Genomic DNA, 22607 nt, shown 5'->3' with positions numbered 1-22607 from the left:
AGGGATTGAATGAGTGGCATTGCAAATCTTTTAATTATCCTTGGGTTTACCGTTATTTTCATCATTATCATCGTTTTAGTTTTACTATTACTTTATATGATTTTCTTTGATCGCATGCAGAAGCATCATGCAATATTAAGGAATTACCCGGTGCTTGGGAGAATTCGATACTTTCTGGAAAAAATCGGGCCTGAAATGCGGCAATATTGGTTTAACAGTGACAACGAAGGAAAGCCCTTTTCCCGTGATGACTATGAACATATGGTGAAAAGTTCAAAATATTTACGGGATGTCATAGGTTTTGGCTCAAAACGGGATTTTGATGAAGAAGGCTTCTTTGTTAAAAATAGCATGTTTCCAAAATTGGCCGAAGAAGAAAAATACGATCGAGAAACAAAAGTGACAACTAAAAGATACATTCTAGTGAAAGACCCGCTTTTCTCACAGCGAGAAGAAAAATGGGGAGATGAAGTTTCCTCTGCGTTCTTATTGGATGATGAGGATGCCGTGATCATCGGACCAAACACCAAAAATCCCTTTCGATTAAAAGGGCTTATCGGCATGTCCGCCATGAGTTATGGTTCTTTAGGGAAGAACGCAATCACTGCCCTTTCTGAAGGTTTGGCTGCAGCAAAAGGCACATGGATGAATACAGGGGAAGGCGGACTATCTCCTTATCATTTAATCGGCGGTGTGGATATAATCATGCAAATCGGTCCAGCCATGTTTGGGGTTCGTGATAGTACCGGCGAAATGGATTGGGATGAGTTAAAAAGAAAAAGTGAAATACCCGAAATCAAAGCATTTGAAATCAAATTGGCTCAGGGGGCCAAAACCCGCGGAGGTCATATCGATGCTGAAAAAGTGAATCCGGAAATCGCTGAGATCCGCAAAGTCGTTCCGTTCAAAGCAATTGATAGTCCGAATCGGTTTCATCAATTCAATGACGTAAAATCCATGTGCGATTTTATCGAAAAAATCAGGGAACATACAGGCATCCCCGTCGGCATCAAAATGGTCATCGGCGGGAATGACAGTGTTGAAGAGCTTGCTAGCTACATGAAAGAATCCGGGAAAGGTCCGGATTTCATTTCATTGGATGGCGGTGAAGGCGGCACGGGTGCTTCTTATCAGGAATTGATTGATAGCGTAGGATTACCTATAAAATCCGCTTTGCCAATTTTAGTTTCGACTTTGGAAAAATACGGTGTCCGCAATCGGGTTAAAATTATCGCCTCCGGCAAATTGTTCACACCTGATAGAATAGCGATAGCTCTAGCCATGGGAGCAGACCTTGTTAACATAGCTCGAGGTTTCATGATTGCGATAGGTTGTATCCAGACGATGAAATGTCAATCCAATGCTTGTCCTGTCGGGGTAGCAACGACTGATCCGGAACTGCAAAAGGCACTTGTCATTGATGAAAAGAAATATCGTGTGGTCAACTTTCTTGTTACCCTTAGAAAAGGATTATATCGTATCTCAGCAGCTGCTGGTTTGGATTCACCGATCCATTTTCAACCTAAGCACATTAGTTATAAGGACGATAAAGGAATTGTCACATCCCTTGAAGATATTATGGACGAAGTTAAGGGACAATTAGGAGCCAGACAATGAAAAAACCACCGCCCAAAGTTTGATGGGCGGTGGTTTTTACTTTAACAATCAATGAAGCGGTTATAGGCCGCGAATACCCCTCCTGACGCCACCTTCCCCATAGAGAAACTAAACATAAGCTAAATTGCAATACAAGACGTTTTATGAGCTAGAATCACTTTCGATACGGTATCATTTATCATTCAATTTATCAAATGGATTGATAATACCATTTGCCATCACGTTTAAACTTTCTGCATTGGTCATTTAAAAAAAGGTATTCTAGGTGTGCCAATGTTTCACCAACAGCAAACCTGGTCTCGTGAATGGATAGATTGCTAAATAAGATCTGGCAAGCACTATTTACTGAAATCGGCTCTTTCATGTTTTCATGAATAACATGCAACCGGTCCTGATGGTGATCCAACAATTCAACAATTCTTTTATTGGCATTTTGAAACGGTTTCCCATGTGAAGGGATGACATATTCGACGTCCAGCTTTTGTATTTTTTTCAAAGAATTAAAAAACTCTTGCAATGGGTTGCTGAAACCTTTAAACCAATAAGAAATATTTGGAGATATCCTAGGCAATATATGGTCTGTCGAAAAAAGGACACTTTTTTCCTGATTGTATAAGGAAATCAGGCCATCAGAATGTCCCGGAGTGAAAATCACCTCATACTCATATTTGCCAAAATGCAGTTTCATTCCTTCTTCAAGATGATGATTTACGGTAGGATAGGGTTTTACTTGTGGCATGAATCCGCTTTCGTCACTGGATAAGGCCACGGATAAATCATCTTCCATACCACATGCTTTATAATTATCTTTAAGCAGATTCAGCGAATCCGCTTCCCAATACGTAGTTCCCGCATGTTCATCCACTTGTGTCATCCAAACATCCGCACCGGTTAGTTGTTGTAATGTCCCTGCATAACCGAAATGATCTGGATGATAATGGGTGATGATAATATTAGTAATATCGTGTTTTTCGATAATTGGGTTCCATAAATCCCTTGTCGTTCTATTATTTAATCCCGCATCAATGATTGTCCACCCTTTTTCACCTTCCGCTAGGAAACAATGGACATGGTCCAACCTAAAAGGCAATGGAATGGTAACTTGAGTAACTTTCAGTTCCTTCAGCAAGTATAACTTCCCCTTCCGATGTAACTTCATTTACAAAAATCAAAAAATCCAAATTGCTAAAAACAAAACATTTATGTTTATTAAATAAGGTATATATCATTAATCAATTCGACGAATTCTTTCAAGTTCCTTTTATCAATATCCAGAGCCAGCGATTAAAATCCAGAAGAAAGCCCAGGGGCATTGGTTAAATCAAGAAATAAAAAAACCGCCATTAAAATTTATGGCGGCACCTCGTTTTACATATCTTCCTCGATTGTTTGAACAAGGATAAAAAGAAAATGATAGATTAAATTAAAAGCTTCCTCTAATGTCATGTCTTCTCGGAATCCTTTTACGTTATCCAAGGCTACATTCACATCCCATAGTCCGTCGCCCTGGTTGAACATTAAACTGAACGAACCAATTTCTGCTTGAAGTTCCTTAGTTAAATACGTTTTTAAAACTTCTCCCATTTTTTTCTGGAATTTCAATCCGAACATCGCGTTATACGTACCAAAAACATCATCGACTTCTAAAGAAAGTGCCTCAACACCGATTAAATCGAACCATTGTGATTCAAAGTAAAGGAACTCATCTTTGTTATTTTTCAAATACTCGATCGGTTGTGATAAAAAGGCAGAGCTCTCTTCAGAGATTAATTCTTCGCTCTCTTTATTACTGCGCTCCATATAAGCATCTGTAAAACGGGATGCATTTTCTTTTTCCACTAAAATGATATCATCAGCGATTAATTTATGCTTTTCTACATAATCCTTTTCTTCTTTAAACAACTCAACCTTGTTTTCAATTACGGATTTTGATATGTATGATTCCATTTGTTTTTTTAGCATGATATGTCCTCCTAGTATCTTTTCAAGCTTTTGCAATATCAATCATAGCATATTCACTATAGATAAAATAACTTTGTGAAAGAAATTACAATATCAGTTGTGGCAATCATTTCGTGTCTTCGATATAGTAGTGGTAAGCGTATATACATATGAGAGAAATGAGATGTTGAATCATGCAAAAAATCATTGTAGTTGGTGCAGGAATTTTGGGAGCTTCCACCGCCTATCAGTTGGTTAAAAATGGGGTTGAAGTGATCATTATTGACCGACAAGATATCGGTCAGGCAACATCTGCAGCTGCAGGAATCGTTTGCCCGTGGATTTCGCAAAGACGCAACCAAGCTTGGTATCTCCTTGCCAAAAATGGGGCGGCTTTTTATCCCGGTTTAATTGAAGAACTTGAACGGGACGGGGAAACCGAGACTGGGTATGCCCAGGTAGGGGCTATAAGTTTACATACCGATGAAGATAAACTGACTGCCATGAAGAAACGGGCTGCAAAAAGGAAAGAAGAAGCTCCGGAGATCGGGACGATCACAATACTTTCCGCAGAGGAAACACGTGCCTTATTCCCGCCTCTTTCCAGTGAATATGCAGCCGTTCACGTCAGTGGTGCCGCCCGGGTGGATGGACGTGCACTACGTGATTCCTTATTGCGGGCATCACAAAAAAACGGTGCAAAACTTATGTATGGCGAGGCCGAACTTACATATAATGGTACACAAGTGACAGGTGTAACACTTGGAGATGCATTCATATCTGCCGATAAAGTGATTGTCTGTGCTGGCGCTTGGGCACCTCAATTACTGAAGCCACTCGGCGTAAATTTTCAAGTCACCTTCCAAAAGGCTCAAATCATTCATCTGGAAACGCCTAATGACAATACGAATGACTGGCCTGTAGTCATGCCTCCCAGTGATCAATATCTTTTGGCTTTCGATAATAATAAAATCGTTGCTGGGGCGACTCACGAAAATACGGAAGTTTTCGATACTCGAATGACCGCAGGAGGACTCCAGGAGGTTTTCAATAAAGCCTTGCAAACCGCTCCCGGTTTGACAGATAGTACGTTTGTTGAAGCAAGGGTCGGATTCCGTCCTTTCACGCCGGGATTCCTTCCGGTCATGGGTCCTTTGCCTGACTGGGAAGGAATAATCGTAGCCAATGGCCTTGGAGCTTCAGGTTTAACAATGGGCCCCTATATAGGTTCCCTTTTGGCAAACCTAGCACTTGATAGAAAAATCGAAATCGATATAAAAAATTATGATGTAAGTGGTGCACTTTTCACATAACTTCCAAATCATTCGTCTAATCTGAAAATTACCACCAGTTTTTTTAAAAGGTCCTTCCCATAAAAAATCAAGGACTTTAATCGGTCCTTGATTTTTTAATTCTTTAATTTTTCGAACAAGACATTTTTGTTGAAAAATGACAAATTTAAATATCTATGTACCATTGAACAATATTTACATACGCACTATTCAGTTCTTGAAATGAAAAAATAAGATTCTTCTATTTCAAATTTTTTTCATTTATTTATTAATATCAGATTCACTTACTTCTTCATAAATAACTTTTAACTCTTCAATCGTAAGTGATTTTAAAAATTCCTCTAGTTCATCCATGTTAATGCCTCCTACAATAAAGAACATTTGTTCTTATTATAATCTTCAAAACTGCACTAGTAAATAGTTAAATTTACTTTTAACACTAATAGGTGAATATGCATTCTTAATCGAATGATTCCTGTCCTTTAACACCTATATAAGTTTTATTGAGCATACAGTCCCGTCTTTAACCAACGGTCATTTCCTTTGAAAAATAGTGCTGTAACATCATTTTCATTTGCTCTTTATTTGCTGCAAATTGCTTATGACGATGACCATTTCCTCCAGATGGGTGAGGAAATCCTAGAAACATGCTGTTAATCTGAATAATTCTGACCTGCTAAATAGTTTAAGACCTTGGAAACATTAACGCCTAAAGGAATAATAAGCGGGCTTTCAATCGTACCTATTTCGGCAGCAAAGCCTTCCATTATATTTTTTTTAAGCAACTCGGTCTTTAATATGTTCGGAGTTGTCCCATTGTAGTTTTTCCCGTTATAAAAAACTGGATAGGTTAAAACAGAGGTAGTATGAACGAGGTGACTTGCTTCGTTAAAAAGATCCAGCGCGGACGATATGTTTAAGTATGTGTGTAATCCAAGCTCATCTAACATTTGAATTAAAATTTTTTCTCATCGTACCTTCAAAACTGGAATTCTTTTTTACTTCGTGCAGGATCTCTTCATCAAAATGTATGTGCCCTTTTGCATTAATTACTGTAGAATAAGATTTTTTCATTTGATGTAATCCAGGAGTGATTCCGACAATCACCACTTTGGCCCGTTCATTTACATATTCAAAGGGTGCGTAATAGATTTCGAGCTTTTTCTTTTCATCTTTTTCAAGCAAAAATTGCTCGCTCCGTATCATTTCATCTGTATAAGCTGCAGGTAATGGGGGCATTATGAATCTTTTTGAATCCGTATGTTCCTAAACGGAAATTGAGATGACTAGTTGTTTATAAAGTGGTGTAATCTCTCTCCATCATGATAAAACCGTAATGAAATATGCCTGATGGTACCCTACTTAGGAAGTTTTACTTACTTAATTTCAGACGAGATAAAATTAAAAGAATGCATCCTTTCAAAAAAAAAGATAAATTGCTTTCCAACCCTTCGGTTGAAAAGAATTTATCTTCAAATGGTATTTGGGGATGAAAAAAATTGGGTTTACAAAATGAAACTATTGATTGAATCTTCCGCGTTGGCGAAGTAATTCACGGTTCAAGTTCGGATCTTTTTCAAATGCAGCGCGGCCGTGAAGCCAAAATATATTGTTGACGACAACTAAATCTCCAACTGGCAGTTCCAGTTCTAGTACACTTTCATCGTTTTCCAATGAAGTGGATAAATCACGTAAGTATTTGGCTTGTTCAATTGATTCAGGATAAACGAATTGATCGATAAAACATATACCAGGTTTGTTATTATGATTGAAGAAAGTCAATCTTTCAATCTCCTGATCAATGTTCTTGCTTTTCGGTGCCTTATACGTGAATTTGTGGCTTGATAATGAATGATTTACATACTTATCAAGATCTTTCCAATCGTCTAAGTGCAATAAGCGTGATTCGCCACCGCGGGCATTTTGTTCGATCATCTTCATCATGAGTAACCAGTCCGTTGGTTCATCAACAAAGGTTCCGTCCGTATGAAGTGTAAATAAACGATAGGCCTGACGCAAATATGAATCACTGCTATCCGTGTCTTGAACACTAAAGCGGGCATAATATTTTCCTGACATGGCATCATGGTTCGGAGTTCCTAACAAGTATGAAATAGCTGTTGCAAAAATTACATATTCATCTGTATTTTCCGTGACACCTTCCAAGCCGAGGGTGAAGCCGCCGGATTCCCGGTCATGAACGATGTTCCGAAGCACTTCGCCAAATTCTTCCCCCACTTGATCCAGAAGATATGAAGCAATGATGAGTCGTGCATATGGTGTGTATTCCAGATGCTGAACAGACTGATTATCCTTCGACACGTTTTCTAAAAAAGCGGCAATTGCCTCTTTTGAAATTTCAATATGATATAAACGGCTGGATTGAGGGTGAACTTTCACCTCGTATTTTTCTGTTTTCCTTTCAAACTTAGCTCTCTTTTTTTCTGCAATGCTCATGAATAATTCCTCCTGTTTTTTGTAATGTAGGTGACAAAGTTAACGGGAAATATAAAAAGCCAGTCGCACATGAACCTCAAATAAAATAGAGATCCAACTGTACAACTGGCTTATATTCACTTCACTGCTCTATGCAAATAGAGTCACAGCGAATATGCAGTTTATGTATGATTTATTTTTCCTGTTTCCAAACATTATGATCTTCACACGATTCTAAAAAGGTATTTTCCAGAAGGTGTTAATGTCATAATATTGGCTTAATTCCATTAAAACGTTTTTTCGTAAAAATGTCAACACTTTTAACATATAATTCTGATAAATCATTTTACTAACTTGGCAGTTTCGTTTTTTCTCCTGCTTTAATTTGCTGAAAATGGAGATCCAGATCCTTCAAGGCAGCAATCAATGCATTAGCCGCTTTCCCCCGATAATAAGATTGTATCGATTCAATCGCATCCTCAACACCATCATTTAAACTGATTCCTTTTAATAAACGTCCAATGAATTCCCGGCCATGATCTGTTGCCAGTGTACAGGAAGCTTCCAGGACAACCCCATACTTAGCATCGACTTCCGCGGTGATGGTCAATGTTTCAAAAACACTTTTCGCTGCCATACCTTGAGGCAATCGTGCATGACCTGCGATGAAAATAGTTTTACCATTGAACATGTAGCATCTTCCTCTCTTAAACAAATTTTATTGTGTCAATACAGCTTCCAATAAGTGCGATTGTTCCGGGATGCGGTTAACAACCTCTTTTCCAATTTCTATGGAGGCTGTTGCTGCAGGTGACGGTGCATTACAAACATGAATGGTCCGTTTCCCTATTATAATATGAAAATCATCCACCATATTACCATCATCCTGTAACGCCTGAGCCCTTACTCCAGCAGGTGCAGGGATTAAATCATCTTCTTGAATTTCCGGAATCAATTCCTGCAGGCTTTTCGTAAATTGCTTTTTACTAAAAGAACGGACATATTCATCCATCCCTTCCTTCATGAATTTACTGGCCAGCTTCCAAAAACCTTTATAGCTTAAAACTTCAGTTAAATCTTTTGCACTGAAATCCGTTTTCTTATAACCTTCCCGTTTGAAACTTAGTACAGCATTTGGACCGGCATCTACTTCCCCACTAATCATCCGCGTAAAATGAACCCCTAGAAACGGAAATTTCGGGTTAGGTACCGGATAAATTAAATGATTGACAAGGAAGCGTTTTTCGGGCTTCAGTTTAAAATACTCACCGCGAAACGGGACAATTTTCATATCAGTTTTATACCCCGCAGCTGCCGCGATACGGTCACTGTGCAATCCAGCGCAATTAATGACCATCCTTGCCTTTATTGTACCGTTGTTCGTGTCGATGATGACTTCATCAAAATCCTCGTCAATCTTCTCCACCTTTGTATTCAGCTTGATTTCACCGCCGTTGCCTCGGATGATGTCCGCCATCTTTTCACTTACCTGACGATAATTGACGATGCCGGCTTGAGGAACGCGAATCGCACCAAGTCCATTAACATGTGGTTCAATTTCCTTTAACTCATCCACACCGATTTTTTGGATAGCTAGCTCATTTTGCAAACCGCGTGAAAATAGATCATCTAGAAGGGGCAACTCTTCTGGCTTTGTTGCAACAATGACCTTTCCGCAAATATCATGTTCAATTCCATGCGTCCGGCAGAATTCCGTCATGGATTTGCTTCCTTGTCGGGCAAACCGTGCCTTGAAACTGCCTGGTTTATAATAAATTCCTGAATGAATGACGCCGCTGTTATGGCCCGTTTGATGATCTGCAACAACAGCCTCTTTTTCAATAACTACCACTTTAGCATTAGGAAAGCGCTGGTAAAGTGCCATTCCCGTCGATAAACCTACAATTCCCCCGCCAACAATTGCGAAATCATACACAATTAACACTCCTTTTATTGATGATTTTTAGTATTCAGCAACTCCATATACGTAATTAAATTGTTCTTAGTCCGTAAGATGTGAAATTCTACTGCTGCCCTTAGTTCTGCAGGATCCCCTCTTAGTGCCGCTTCATATATCATCCGGTGTTCCCGTTGCGTTTCTGGGTAATAATCAATCAGCAAATTCGGCGCAATGGGTGAGATACCCAACGTTTCTACCATTTTTTGAACCCTTGGCCATGGGCACCCTTTTCGGAGGGTTTCATGAAACGCCGCATTCAAATGGATATAATGTTCATTGGTTTCATCAGATAACTGAATCCCTTCCATTTCAATCAAAATTCCCTTTAATTTTTCTTTATCCTCCTTTGTTAAATAAGGAAGCGACTTTTCTACTGCAAGGCCTTCAAGCAGAGACCTGGTATGATAAATTTCTTCAATATCATCCCGGGTAATCGGTGTCACGATTGCTCCTTTATGAGGGACCATTTCCACCAACCCTTCCATTTGAAGCTGTGTAAGGGCTTCACGAATCGGCATCCTGCTTACTTCTAGGCGATCGGCCCACTCCTCTTGGATGAGTCGCTCCCCCTTTTTCAACGTCCCATTCAAAATCGCCTTCCTAAGACTTTTCGTTACATTCTTAACGATTGTTGATTTATTTCTTTTAGAATTTTCATTATCCAATTCAGCGTCCACCTTTCGATATTGGATACAATTTAAACTATATCAACTATATAAAGCGATTACAATACTGAAAATTAAATAAATTGTATCCAATTCAAATAACACTGGATACAACCCATAGAGTAAACATCTAATTTATATCTGTTGATAAATTGGTTCCCCCACCGACTCATGCCTTTTCAGCTTTGTACACTAGGGATTTAAAACAATCATCCTATATTGTTCAGTTCATTATAAAGCAGTTTTTTTGTATCAGGATGCATTAAATATCTTATCTGAAGGCTTCAACCGTGATAAAATCAAACAAATATAGTCAAGAAAATGCTTCTATAAAAAATGAATTGGGAAAAAATCAATAGAATAAAGGGGAAATATGAATGGCAGAATTAATCGATTGGAAAAATAGTGCTAGCGGTCATAAGTTCATAGCTTCTTTTAGCGGAGGAAAGGATAGTGTCTTAGCCCTTTATAAAGCAATGAAGATTGGAGAAGCTGTAGGACTGATTGTCATGCTGGAGGAAGAAGGAAAACGTTCCAGATCCCATGGAATGCCTCCGGAACTCATACATGCCCAAGCTGAATCAATAGGATTGCCTGTATATACTGCAGCTGCCAGTTGGAATGATTATGAAAAAGTATTTATGCGCCTTTTAGAAATTGCAAAAGACCAAGGAGCAGAAGTTTTAGTAACAGGAGACTTGGACATGCCTGCCCATGGCTGTTGGCATGATAAGGTTACGAAGAATGCCGGGTTGAAGCTTGGAATGCCTTTATGGGAAATGAATCATCGTGAAGCTGTCGAGGAATTCATGAATCTAGGATTTGTTACGCTCATCGTAACCGTTAATTTATCATTAGGAATGCGAGAGGATGATTTAGGTCGAACGTTAACCTATGAATACGTAAAAGAACTTGAAGCTCGCGGCATTGACCCCTGCGGAGAAGGCGGAGAGTTCCATACAACAGTAATAGACGGGCCTATTTTTAAACAGCCAGTTCCCGTTCGTAAATGTGAGATTATTAAGGACGGGGAATATGCTTTTTTGCCTTTGGAGCTAGATAAGTTGACGAATATGAGTACCTTATAGCCGAACTAATTACCAATATTCTTTCACAACCACTCTGTACTGCACCACAATTATGAGATTTTCTCAAACGATTGAGGTGCAGTTCATCTAATGAGTCCTTTAATAGTAGGATAATAACGGATTATAGTTAACATAACATCATTATAGTAACTTCACTTTGCAGCAACCATTCATTACTGATAACTTTCTGTTTCATTATTTGTAAAACAGGAAAACAACGGAATTTCAGAAAAATAAATGTTTCTAATATACTAAACCGAATGATGCTTTATAGGAATCAATACGATGATATCAAGAAAAAAAGACTATATATTCTAGTCTTTTTAGTAGTCCTTCGGTTAATTTAAAACTCTGTCCATCACCCGGCCAAACTCTTATAACTTTCAAAATCCTCAGTGAAGCCGAGTTTCCTAGCAAAAGGCGCGTATTCCAATCCGAAAGTCCGCTTTCAGCTCTCCACACCAATGATACAAGTTTTATCTACCCATTCAGTTATATCGAAATAATGTTTACGCTGAAATAACTCCCAATTGAAGGATTGTGATATCCATTTAAAAATACTGAGTAATACAGGAGTTGTACTTTTTCCTTTTCAGTTAATAATAGAAATCCATTAATGTTTCGTCCATTAAATCCTGTGTGAGTCCTATGTAAATCATCGTATCTTTTGGATTGGAATGATTAAGGATTTGCTGCAGTAAAGCGATATCCTTGAATTTTTGGTAATGCAAATAACCGAACGTTTTTCGGAGGGTATGTGTACCGACATCCGGAATGTCTGCCATTTCAGCCGCTTTGTTCAGAACCCGATAGGCCTGTACCCTAGTGATTGGACCATTACCTTTTCGACTTGGAAATAAATACTGTTCATTTTTCAGGTTCGATTTCCGGACATACTTCCTAACTTCCTTACGAAGTTGAGGATTGACAAGGAACCGTTTAATTTTATCTGTTTTTTGCTCCACAATGACAATATGTGTACCCTCAAGAATGTCTTTCACTCGCAATTGTAATAGATCCCCTATACGTAACCCGATGTTTATCCCGATTGAAAACATCATATAATCCCTGTAGCTGCAATATTTTAATAGTGACTTTTTCATCTTTTCTATGTGATTCAACCGGCGTATAGGCTGGACATTTTTAATTCTTTGAGAGGCTGCTTGCATGAATGGCTCATTCCCCTTTCCCCTTCTTTCATTGTACGTGAACAGGTGAAAAAAAGGCAAGTTTTATAAATTCCGACCCCCTTATAAACCTTGATTTAATGCGTTTTCGAATGTATCAATACAAGTCCTTTGTTACATTCAGAATATTCTTGTAAAAGTAAACCGAAAAGCACCTAAAATCTTCAAACCTACATAAACCCTCAATATAGTTTCATAGAGCCTTTTTAACCCATTCTTGAATTATGACTCCAATATCATAAAACAACGGCTTTAAAAGCTAAATATGGAGCTCGCTTTTTTGTCTAATTTAATATTTTTGTAAAATAATGTATACACATCTCACCCAATCAATATTAGTAACAAATCCACTTTCTATTTATTTGGCAATTGATTTATTTTACCATAATCTAATTATGTAAACATGATACCTTTGATAAAGAGAATCTTATGCATACCCTCTTTATTAAATCATACCGATGATCAATGAATATAAAAACTGCCATCATCAATGATTTCTATTTCTTTATAACTTCTCAATTCATCCATCAACTGGAAAAGTGCACCATCCTTTTGTTTTGCTTCAATCATGCAATCCAGCTTTGGTAAGCTTCCCTTTATTTGTTGTAAAAATTCCATGAACATGCCAGTATCCACAAAGTCAGCATGTGCTCGAAAATCTTTATCGGACCTTGGACTTGAAATATGCATTTTAGGAGGTAGTTTGGAATTACTCCAGGTATTCAATACTCGGGCCCAATGATCTTTCCAATTCTCACTTGGTAACTGGTGTGCAAGGTAATGGTGATAATCAAAAACCATTGGTATGCCTAACTTTTCACATAAATAAAGAGTTTCCGACAAAGTATAGGTAGTATCATCATTCTCAAGAATGACCATTCTTTGAATCGATTCCGGAATCAAACCCCAATTATGGATAAACTGCTCTAATGCCTGTACATGCTCTCCATAACCGCCGCCAACATGCAAAACACAGCGGTGCTCGGGATCCACTCCCATTTTTTTTAATAAAGTAAAGTGCATCCTTAATGTTTTTAAAGATGTCTTCAGTATATCGATATTTGAACTATTCAAGATGACAAAATGATCTGGGTGAAAATCTATCCTCATTTTTGGGTGATTCTTTATGAATGTTTTTAATTTAGCCAGTTCTGCTGAAATAGGCTCTATGTAATCCCATTCTGGAATTTCTGGATGATTGGCTAAAGGGATTAGTTTAGAAGAAAGCCTAAAGAACTGAATGCTATTAGCTTCGTTATGAATCAGTAAACGCCAGCAATTATGAAGATTGGATATTGATATGCGTTCAAGTTTCCTTATCGCTGCTTCTCTGTCTTTAATTTTAGAAAACTGAGCAAAAGTCATCGTTTGGGATGGTGAACAGTTTGGCACATGATTACTCATGGCTACATACCCAAGGCGAATTAATGTCAAAGTGATAGCTCCTTTCCCGTTTAATGTATAATGGAAGTATTCCCCTTTTTGACCAATAATATATATGTGAAAGAATCCATCACTCTAAGAAATAAAAAAATGGCCTTTTTCCGAAAGAATATCGGGCAAAAAACCATTTTTCTAAATTATTATTTTTTAGCTAGAATTTCATAATTTTTTTAACTTACACTTCAGGGGTAGGAGTTGGTTTGGCATATCCGCTTTTATACTTTTTGTCGACTTTATTCCGAATCTCTTTGACGCTCATACCGTCATTCAAGTCCAATATGGATTGCGCAGCAATTTCTAAGCAAACTCCGCATCTTGTTCCGTGGTCATCCCAAACCACTTCACCATTTTTTTTATTCTCATGGATAAAACAATCGTAATTATTTTTATGGTTAGCAGACTCTCCGCAACCGCAGTAACAAGGTATTTTTTCCAGTAAATCTTTATTTTGAGCAACAGCTAAATAGATGGTCTTCATATCCTCAGGTTTATCTGCTAAGAAATCCGGTGCTATTTCCTTACTGCTGGTCTCCTCTTGAAGATCTCCGGATACCGTATGCTCTGTATGTCCTTCATGACTGCTTTCTTTTTCTACAACACTTTCCTCCTCGCCTGAACAACCTGAAAGTATTAAAGAAGTACAGATTCCCAAAGAGATGGTCATTAATTTTAGCTTCATTTATACACTCCTTGATCCATTTTGATAACCCCATTTTATGGCATATCATGCTTTTCTACAAGCATAAGGTTCCATCATTATAAAGAGTAAAAATGACAAGGTATCTATGGCATATTCACTAAAATGCCTTTTTGGTACGACTTCTTACATATTTTTAAAGTATTAATCGCACTTTAAGAATAAAGAATGAGGTGATATTTTCGTGAGAGCGCTACCATCATTGTTAATTTTGTTAGGCACGTATTTACTTATTATGCTTCTTGATAACCTACAGGGCTTGAATATTTGGCATTCTTTTTATAGCTTTAAACAATATTTGATAGTAGGTCGAGGAGAAGATTACTTTCTGCTCTTGTTATTTACCATAATTTTTTTATATTTGTTTATATCCTCTGCGATCAAAAATCGGCAGCCTCCCTCTTCATGAAGCAGCTGCTTTAATTTTTTGTTTTATATATGCGGTTACTAATAATAAAATGGGGATTACAATGAGTAAAGGTAGATGTAAAAGGTAAGGGACGACTTTTAACCCTTCATTTATATGAGCCTGATAGCTAGGAGCGATCATTATCGAAGAGATAAAAATTACACCGCCAACCAGATAAATGAATGCAGGGGAAGGTTTCATTTGAAATAAGTCAGCTGAGCCAATAATGGCGCAAAAGAAAAAGATTGAAATTTTAATGAAGCCTAAAATGATCATTAAAACTAGAATAAAGGTATCCAGTCTTTCAATAAAATCGGCGATATTAATATAACTCACGGCTGTAAGAGCTGGGAAATTAGACCTTAATACCCCCTCGGGACCTAATACGGACAAGAGAATGATCGAATTAAGAGTTAAAGAAACCCCACCTATAATTATCGCAAATAGGCCCACTTTAACGGCAGAACTCTTTTTATTCAAATACGGAAGGATCATCGTAAATGTAATCAGTTCTCCAAAAGGCACGGTGATACCTGTAGGAAACAATTCTTTCCATACCTTTCCCCATCCGTTGCCTAATACAGGCTGAAGGTTTTCCAATTTTGTATATCCTCCCAATACAAACATAATATTCAGAATCAAAAGGCTTATGGTAATAATGGCGAAGCATAAGCATGCAACACGTGCAAATGCTTCCACCCCTAGGTGAACTCCATAAATTAAAACAAGTATCATGCATATCCCCAGCGTTATTATGGAAGTACGCCTATAAGTGGAGCTAATTAATAGTTCTTCAAAATCTCTTAACACTCTTGAAGCTAGATATATAAAATAAATTATATAGCAAAAACTGAATACACCGCCGATATATTTACCCCAAATTTTTCGGAGATAGCCGGTCATCGGTAAGTCAGGATATTTTTTAAATAATGAAAAATACACGAAATACAGTACACACCCAAAAAGGGTTGATAAGAGATTCACAATCCAGACGTCCTGCTTGGCCTCCTTTCCTATATCAAGCAGTAAATTACTGCCAAACATAAAAATGACCATCATGCAAAATAACTGAAATCCATCAATTTTTATTTTAGGCATTTCTTCCTCACCTCCTCATACATTTATTTCGGCTTATACGGTTCCATCCGCATTCCAGAATTAATAATGTCAACGTTAACCTTCATCGATATTTCCGCATCTGAAAATAGGTCATCCCAATTTTTTTTATGCTTCCGCCAATAATCCGGATTTGTTCGAGACAATGCATCACCAAAACCGAAAATGTCTGACTTTTCTTTTTGAGTGATGTTAATCGTGTTATTAAGTTGCTTTTTCAGATCATTTTCCACTTTTCTTTCGAGCTCTTTTAATAATTTCGGATTACTCATATCCAGGTCACAAGATGTTTGCATCATTTCTCCCATCACATTCAAACTAGTATGAATGACTGGTTTTTCATGATGGATTTTGGTTTTCATTTTGCTTTTTACTCTGATTACCGTGATTGTGGCACTTCCCGTCCCACTGCAAGGTATCACAACCTCCGTTCTATTTAGTTCCGATGTAACAAATTGAACACCTCTTGCCGTTTCTCCATCAAGCCATCTCACCATTTTTCCCTTTCTAAATAGAGCTAATCCTTTCGCCTCTACATAAGCTGGGGAAGTCGTCTCAAAATTGCTTATTTGCTTGGCCCCTTTTGAATCATTCCTTATACTGATTCCGGGCAGTGATACATCCTTCCCTTCACTCATAAGTGCTGAAATGGTTTCATATAATAAAACTTCACTTGAAGATCCATAGTCGTTTTGCTCACTTTTAGTAGTGCTAATGATATTTTTACCAGGAGTGGTCTCCAGTGGTTCTATAACACCGAGCATATACTCGGCAGTCTTCCCGCGCGCAATATAAACCGGGACACTTACCCTTTGATTTTTACCTCTATCAACAGTATCAAATAATAAATCAAGTCCATTTCGTGCTAACTCTTCACCTAAAATAATGATCGATAGGTGTGAGATATTGATTTGTCTAGGAATAATGGCGGAAGCCTTTCCTAATGCCTCAACTAGCGTTTTTGCCGTTACCGTATAGTTGATGACAGCAAGACCTTTACCGCCGGAAGTAGTTGTTTGGGATAGCCCGCTTGGATTAATGACTTGATAAGTTACTTTGTATGGGTTGTCCGGATCGTCGTTATGGTCGATTCCCATCGCTATAATGACCCCAAGCTCGTTCAATTCCCGGTAGTTCGAACAACCTGAAATCAATAAACAAAATGCTGCTATCCATAAAAGTGAAAGATTAATTTTCATTTTTCGTCCTCATTCTTTTTTAAACGAGTTTTATTTATTTGGTTTTTTTCATTAGTGACTGTATGGGGAAACGAAAAAAACCATCTTTTTGCTCCTTGAAGCGAAATGGAGCAAATGGAGCAAAATATGGTACACCAAAAGACCTCAGGCTGCTCATATGAAGCCAGATACTTAAAGTCATAAGCAATATGCCGTATAAACCTATAAATGCTGAAATAAAAATCATTATGAATCGAATTCCGCGAGTCACATTGACTAGACTTGTATTTGGCAGTGTAAAACTGCTGATTGCAGAAATGGCTACAATGATAACCACCGCCGCTCCCACAAATCCCGCTTCAACAGCTGCCTGCCCTAAAATAAGAGCTCCTACAATTGATACGGCTGGCCCGATCGCCCTTGGCATTCGAATTCCCGCCTCCCGTAAAATTTCGAAGGCCATTTCCATTACCAGTATTTCGACAATTGCCGGAAAAGGAACATTTTCTCTTTGAGCCATTAAACTGACAATTAAAGTTGTAGGAATAAGCCCCTGGTGATGAGTAATAAGTGCCAAATATAAAGCGGATGCATACATCGATAGAAAAAAGGCTCCAAATCTTAACAACCTTAAAAAGGAGCCGATATATTGATTTTGATAATAATCCTCAGGAGATTGAAAATATTGAGAAAACACCGCCGGGACGATTAAAACAAAAGGTGTTCCTTGAATAATGATGGCAACTCGACCTTCCAATAAATTCCCAACTACCGCATCAGGACGTTCTGTATTCAAAAGAAGGGGGAAAATGGTCGTTCCATCATCCCGGATCAATTCCTCAATGTAATTCGATTCAAGAACACCATCAATATCAATGCCCTTTACCCGTTCTTTGACTTCCTTCACAATACTCTCATCCGCAATTCCCTGAATGTACATGATTCCAATATCCGTTTGAGTGACGTTTCCGACTTTCAAACTCTCTAAACGTACATCAGGATTTTGAATTCTAGCACGAATTAAAGACGTATTGGTTCTTAAATTTTCAGTAAAACTATCTTTTGGTCCTCTAATGACAGTTTGGCTTGTCGGCTCAGTTATCGCACGGGAGGGCTGACTTTTCGTACTGGCAATGAATGCTTTTGTACTCCCATTCAACAATATAACCGTATCACCTGTCAGAACCGCTGATATGAATTCCTGCCAACTTTCTTTAACGGTTAACTGGGATACAGTTAGAATATGGCTAGCTCGTTCTTCCACCTCTTTGAATATTTGTTTATTTTCGTTGAACCAATCTATTAAGGGTTCAACTATGTTTACATTTATGATGTTAGCATCAGCCAAACCGTCAAGGTGGATGACAGCTGCCTGTACCGATTTTTCGTGTGGAGATTCAATCATTCGAATAGACAAATCTGAACTGTTCCCTAGCACGTTCATCAATCTCTTTACATTTTCATTAACCTCACAGGATAAGGTGCCATTGATTGTAGATTTTTCTTTAGCTCTTTTAAGAGAACGTCCTATTCTCACTTTTCCGCCCCTTACTGATTAAGTGTGTGTATATGTTCGGTTCACTGATGATTGTCTTTATTATTTGTATCTAATATAAATATATGTAATAAAAGGATGGTGAGAAAAATTTTGATATCATTTTGCATCGAAAAAAGCCGATGTTTCCTTTAAGGGAATCATCGGCTTTAATATTTTGGCGGGAATTATTCACCATCATTCAAGTCAAAGTCAATTACGCAGACGATTTTACGTCCTTTTCAATAATTTTAACGAGCAACTTCATTTCTTACTTTTAGATAAGGCAAGCGGAATGGTTACGAGCGAAACGCCTGCTGCGATCCAAAACCAGCTGGTGTTTCGTTTTTTTTCGTTTCCGCTTTTACTGGGTATGCTTGATCCGTATGATTTTCTGGAGGTCGGCCGTTCTATGTCCGCTGTTTCATTCGCTTTATGTAAATGCTGATTCTCCGGTAGTTGGGTTGTTCTTTCTAAATCGCTTGTATCCTCTCCCATTCCCTTAAGAAAGGTCATTAGAAAAGTCATGGCTTGTTTGACTTCTTGGTCATTCAAGGAACGCAGCAATGCTAGATAGCTTGGCTTTTCCGGCGTTTTATCAGCTTCGGCCACTCGGGCAATCCCTGAATTGACCTTGAGGATAAGCGGTTCAAGCTGCTGAACATTTAGTGTTCCTAACGTGCCAAGTATTAAAAGGAGATTTTTTAGCGTATTAGCCGTTTCTGGGGTGTCCGCTGTCTTGACAAGAATGTTCAGCACCTTATCCCCTTCCTTCAACAAGCTGTTAACCATTGATAAAATCCCTCGATCTTGCATGCCCTTCATGACTTCAAACGTTTCTTTAATCACTACTTTATTCTCCAAAAGGGTACGCTCGATATCCTCGAGTTCGATTCTTCTTCTTTCTTCATCGCTAATGGAGATTCGATTGATCACTTTTGTCGCTTTAGCCACGGTTCCTCTCCTCCTTTTTGATTTTCAAGAGGTCACCAGGGAAAATATAATCTTCGCGGGCCCATTTTTTTTGTACTTGTACACCTATTTGCGGTTGTGGATTACCATTACGATGGTTGATACTCGGCAATGGATTTTCTCCTTTGACCCTGAGCACTTCCATTTTCACTTGAACTTCCTTATATGCGGGAGTATCAGTATCTTTATCTGAATGGCTGCTTGTCAATTGGTTGATCGCACCGTCATCTGAATCGTTCATTGGCAGATAAACTTCTTTCCCTTTTACACGATCCGTAATCAGGCATTGCACTTTTGCATTTCCATATGGTGAAGTAAGCCGAACAAGAGTCCCATCCTCAAGCCCTCTATCTTTTGCCAATTCCCGGGAAACCTCAAGGAAGACGTTTGGCGTTTTGGAAGTGATGCCTTTTGATTTATAAGTCATGTTTCCTTCATGGAAATGTTCCAATAAACGGCCATTATTCACATGAATATCAAACTCATCCCCAAAGTCAATCGGTTTGGTCCATTCGACTGGAAATAACCTTGCTTTTCCATCAGGGAAAGGGAAATCTTCCGTGAATAACAGTGGCGTATCTTTACCATCTGGCATCACTGGCCATTGAAGACTGTTATATCCCTCCAAGCGTTCATAGCTTACTCCTGCATATAATGGTGATAGTTTCGCTGCTTCTTCCATAATTTCACTTGGATGTTCATAATTCCAGCCGGCTCCTAACGAATTAGCGACATTCATTATGATTTGCCAATCAGGCTTTGAGTCGCCAAGCGGTTCAAAGACTTGATAAAGACGTTGAATACGGCGTTCCGTATTCGTGAAAGTACCTTCTTTTTCAAAGCTCGGGCTTGCGGGAAGGACGACATCCGCGAATTCAGCCGTTCTTGATAAGAAGATATCCTGTACCACAAAGAAGTCCAGTTTTTCAAATGCTTTGTGGACATGATTTATATTCGAATCGACAAGACCCATATCTTCACCTTTTAAGTACATTGCTTTAATGGTACCTGCATGTATCCCTTCGACCATTTCATGATTATTCAGGCCAGGGTTTTCTGGTATTTTTGCACCCCAGATATTTTCATATTTCACGCGGACCTTTTCATCCGTTACTTTTTCATAACCTGGCAGGCGATCCGGCATACTGCCAAAATCGCTGGCTCCTTGAACATTATTATGACCGCGTAAAGGATAAGTACCTGTTCCAGGTCTACCGTAGTTGCCTGTTATGAGCAATAAGTTGGAAATTGCCGTACTTGTATCGCTTCCTCCTCCATGCTGGGTAACGCCCATGGCCCAAAGCGATACAACGCTTCCCGCTTCATGAATGGCTTCCGCCAATGTAATTAAATCTTCTTTAGCTACTCCTGTTACTTTTTCTGCATATTCCATTGTGTAAGGTTCCAAACTCTTGATGTATTCTTCCATTCCATTTACACGATTTTTGACAAAGTCTGTGTCTGTCCAACCTTTGTCGACGATATATTTAGTCACGGCAGACAGCCATATGATATCCGATCCCGGAGCAGGCTGGATGAAAAGGTCGGAACGTTCAGCCATTTCATGCTTTCTAATGTCCGCCACTATCAGCTTCTGTTTACCTAGTTTATGGGAACGTTTGATTCTTGTAGCCAACACGGGGTGTGATTCGGATGTATTGGAGCCTATGATCAATACAAGTTCGGACTTTTCGATATCCTTTATGCCCCCAGTATCTCCGCCATATCCAACCGTTCTGAATAGTCCTAAAGTAGCCGGTGTCTGACAATACCGGGAACAATTATCCACATTATTGGTGCCGATGATTCCCCTAGCCAACTTTTGCATTAAATAGGACTCTTCATTGGTGCATTTGGAAGACGTTATGAAAGCCATCGAATCCGGACCGTAAGAATCTTTGGTTTCGGTGAATTTACGGGAAATCAGTTCAAGGGCTTCTTCCCATTCGGCTTCCCTGAACGCCTCCCCTTCCCTAATTAAAGGCTTTGTGAGTCTTTCTTCACTATTCACGAAATCCCATCCGAATTTCCCTTTTACACAAGTCGAAATCCCATTTGCAGGTGCCTCCACTTGCGGTTCAATCTTAAGGATTTTCCGATCTTTGGTCCAAACGTCAAAGCTGCATCCTACCCCACAGTATGTACAAACCGTTTTTGTCTTCTTGATCCTTGCATCCCTCATGGTGGATTCCATATCTGAAATCGCTAATATTGAACCATACCCCGTTTCAACATTTTTCGTAATTTCTATCATAGGTCGAAGTGTTTGTTTGGCAATGCCGGTTAAAAATCCTGCTTTCCCTTCCATTCCTTTTTCCATCATTGCATTACACGGACATACAGTTGAACAGTGTCCACATGACACGCATGAAGATTCATTGATCGGAACATTATCATCCCAAATGACACGCGGGCGTTTTGCTTCCCAATCAATGGTCAATGTTTCAGTGACCTGTACATCTTGACAAGCTTCAACACAACGGCCGCAAAGGATGCATTGATCCGGATCATATCGATAGAATGGATTCGACCGATCCACTTCATATGGCTTTTGATCAAAAGGAACACTTTGATGATTTACCTTCATTTCCTTAACCGTATTGTGTATCTCACAACCGCCATTATTATAATCGCAAACCGTACAATAAAGCTCATGGTTATACAATATCCTGTCCATCGCCATGACCTGTGCTTCTTTTACATCAGGTGCAACTGTATCAATTACATCACCATCCCTGATTTTGGTGGAACAAGACCTTACAAGTTCTCCATTAACGCTCACTAAACATGTATCACATGTTTCGATAGGACCTAGGCTAGGATGGTAACAAACATTCGGGACCTCAATTGAGCTATCCGTCAGCATTTGTAATATTGTTTGATTACCTTCTAGACTGGTCTCGGCACCATTGATTTTTATATGCATTTTCTCTGGCAAAATAATCGCTCCCCTCTTACAAAACGATAAAATTCATCATTTGGTATTTTCTACCCTCGCACATTTTTTTTCAAACTTGCGAAAGTAAATAATGGAAGACTCCTCCTTTTAACCAATTTCATATCAGCAAATGC

17 protein-coding genes and 1 pseudogene are annotated in these 22607 nt (G+C 38.7%); 3 read left to right on the top strand and 15 right to left on the bottom strand.

Annotated elements, in window-relative coordinates:
* Positions 1-9 precede the first annotated feature (9 nt).
* Positions 10-1617 (top strand): FMN-binding glutamate synthase family protein, encoded by a 1608-nt coding sequence (locus MPH60_RS09735; protein WP_241591597.1) that lies wholly within the window; start codon positions 10-12, stop codon positions 1615-1617.
* 190 nt (positions 1618-1807) lie between these two features.
* Here the strand turns inward: MPH60_RS09735 and MPH60_RS09730 are convergent, their stop codons facing one another.
* Positions 1808-2746, bottom strand: a complete 939-nt coding sequence (locus MPH60_RS09730) for an MBL fold metallo-hydrolase (RefSeq protein WP_241591595.1) — start codon at positions 2744-2746, stop codon at positions 1808-1810.
* A 239-nt stretch (positions 2747-2985) separates the two neighbouring features.
* Positions 2986-3579 carry a branched-chain amino acid aminotransferase gene (locus MPH60_RS09725; RefSeq protein WP_241591593.1) on the bottom strand — a complete coding sequence of 198 codons (594 nt, stop codon included), beginning with the start codon at positions 3577-3579 and terminating at the stop codon, positions 2986-2988.
* A 173-nt stretch (positions 3580-3752) separates the two neighbouring features.
* Here MPH60_RS09725 and MPH60_RS09720 point away from each other — a divergent pair, with 173 nt between their 5' ends.
* Complete coding sequence (locus tag MPH60_RS09720) at positions 3753-4871, top strand: NAD(P)/FAD-dependent oxidoreductase (protein WP_241591590.1); 1119 nt, start codon at positions 3753-3755, stop codon at positions 4869-4871.
* A gap of 918 nt (positions 4872-5789) precedes the next feature.
* Here MPH60_RS09720 and MPH60_RS09715 read toward each other — a convergent pair.
* The 5 genes from MPH60_RS09715 to MPH60_RS09695 form a co-directional block, all read right to left on the bottom strand.
* Complete coding sequence (locus MPH60_RS09715; protein ID WP_241591588.1) at positions 5790-6035, bottom strand: hypothetical protein; 246 nt, start codon at positions 6033-6035, stop codon at positions 5790-5792.
* A 333-nt stretch (positions 6036-6368) separates the two neighbouring features.
* Positions 6369-7307, bottom strand: a complete 939-nt coding sequence (gene glaH / locus MPH60_RS09710) for a glutarate dioxygenase GlaH (protein ID WP_241591586.1) — start codon at positions 7305-7307, stop codon at positions 6369-6371.
* 328 nt (positions 7308-7635) lie between these two features.
* Positions 7636-7977 carry a DUF3870 domain-containing protein gene (locus MPH60_RS09705; protein ID WP_241591584.1) on the bottom strand — a complete coding sequence of 114 codons (342 nt, stop codon included), beginning with the start codon at positions 7975-7977 and terminating at the stop codon, positions 7636-7638.
* A gap of 27 nt (positions 7978-8004) precedes the next feature.
* Positions 8005-9222, bottom strand: a complete 1218-nt coding sequence (lhgO, locus tag MPH60_RS09700) for an L-2-hydroxyglutarate oxidase (protein ID WP_241591582.1) — start codon at positions 9220-9222, stop codon at positions 8005-8007.
* Positions 9223-9236: 14 nt separating this feature from the next.
* On the bottom strand, positions 9237-9911 hold the full coding sequence (locus tag MPH60_RS09695) for a GntR family transcriptional regulator (RefSeq protein ID WP_241591580.1): 675 nt from the start codon (positions 9909-9911) through the stop codon (positions 9237-9239).
* 377 nt (positions 9912-10288) lie between these two features.
* On the opposite strand from MPH60_RS09695, the gene MPH60_RS09690 reads away from it, so the two are divergent.
* Positions 10289-10999, top strand: a complete 711-nt coding sequence (locus MPH60_RS09690) for a diphthine--ammonia ligase (RefSeq protein WP_241591577.1) — start codon at positions 10289-10291, stop codon at positions 10997-10999.
* 596 nt (positions 11000-11595) lie between these two features.
* Here the strand turns inward: MPH60_RS09690 and MPH60_RS09685 are convergent.
* From MPH60_RS09685 to fdhF, 8 genes and pseudogenes are all read right to left on the bottom strand, one after another.
* Entirely contained in the window at positions 11596-12168 is a 573-nt protein-coding gene (locus MPH60_RS09685; RefSeq protein WP_241591576.1) for a site-specific integrase, read from the bottom strand.
* Between the two features lie 480 nt (positions 12169-12648).
* Positions 12649-13620: a UV DNA damage repair endonuclease UvsE gene (gene uvsE / locus MPH60_RS09680; protein ID WP_241591574.1), complete on the bottom strand. Its 972-nt coding sequence runs from the start codon at positions 13618-13620 to the stop codon at positions 12649-12651.
* A gap of 184 nt (positions 13621-13804) precedes the next feature.
* Entirely contained in the window at positions 13805-14308 is a 504-nt protein-coding gene (locus MPH60_RS09675; protein WP_241591572.1) for a PCYCGC domain-containing protein, read from the bottom strand.
* A 421-nt stretch (positions 14309-14729) separates the two neighbouring features.
* On the bottom strand, positions 14730-15833 hold the full coding sequence (locus MPH60_RS09670; protein ID WP_241591570.1) for a GerAB/ArcD/ProY family transporter: 1104 nt from the start codon (positions 15831-15833) through the stop codon (positions 14730-14732).
* A gap of 23 nt (positions 15834-15856) precedes the next feature.
* Positions 15857-17050, bottom strand: a complete 1194-nt coding sequence (locus MPH60_RS09665) for a Ger(x)C family spore germination protein (protein WP_241591569.1) — start codon at positions 17048-17050, stop codon at positions 15857-15859.
* 34 nt (positions 17051-17084) lie between these two features.
* Positions 17085-18566 (bottom strand): spore germination protein, encoded by a 1482-nt coding sequence (locus tag MPH60_RS09660; protein ID WP_241615820.1) that lies wholly within the window; start codon positions 18564-18566, stop codon positions 17085-17087.
* Positions 18567-18995: 429 nt separating this feature from the next.
* A pseudogene (locus MPH60_RS09655) lies at positions 18996-19517 on the bottom strand (DUF1641 domain-containing protein); the annotation flags it as partial.
* A complete protein-coding gene (gene fdhF / locus MPH60_RS09650) occupies positions 19510-22461 on the bottom strand; it encodes a formate dehydrogenase subunit alpha (protein WP_241594470.1) in 2952 nt (983 codons plus the stop codon). The gene fdhF and the pseudogene MPH60_RS09655, both read right to left, overlap by 8 nt.
* Positions 22462-22607 lie beyond the last annotated feature (146 nt).

Origin of the sequence: Peribacillus sp. Aquil_B1 (assembly GCF_022603275.1) — a bacterium.
GTDB lineage: Bacteria > Bacillota > Bacilli > Bacillales > DSM-1321 > Peribacillus.
The sequence above is the reverse complement of the archived record's forward strand: the minus strand, read 5'-3'. Positions and strand labels throughout refer to the sequence as shown.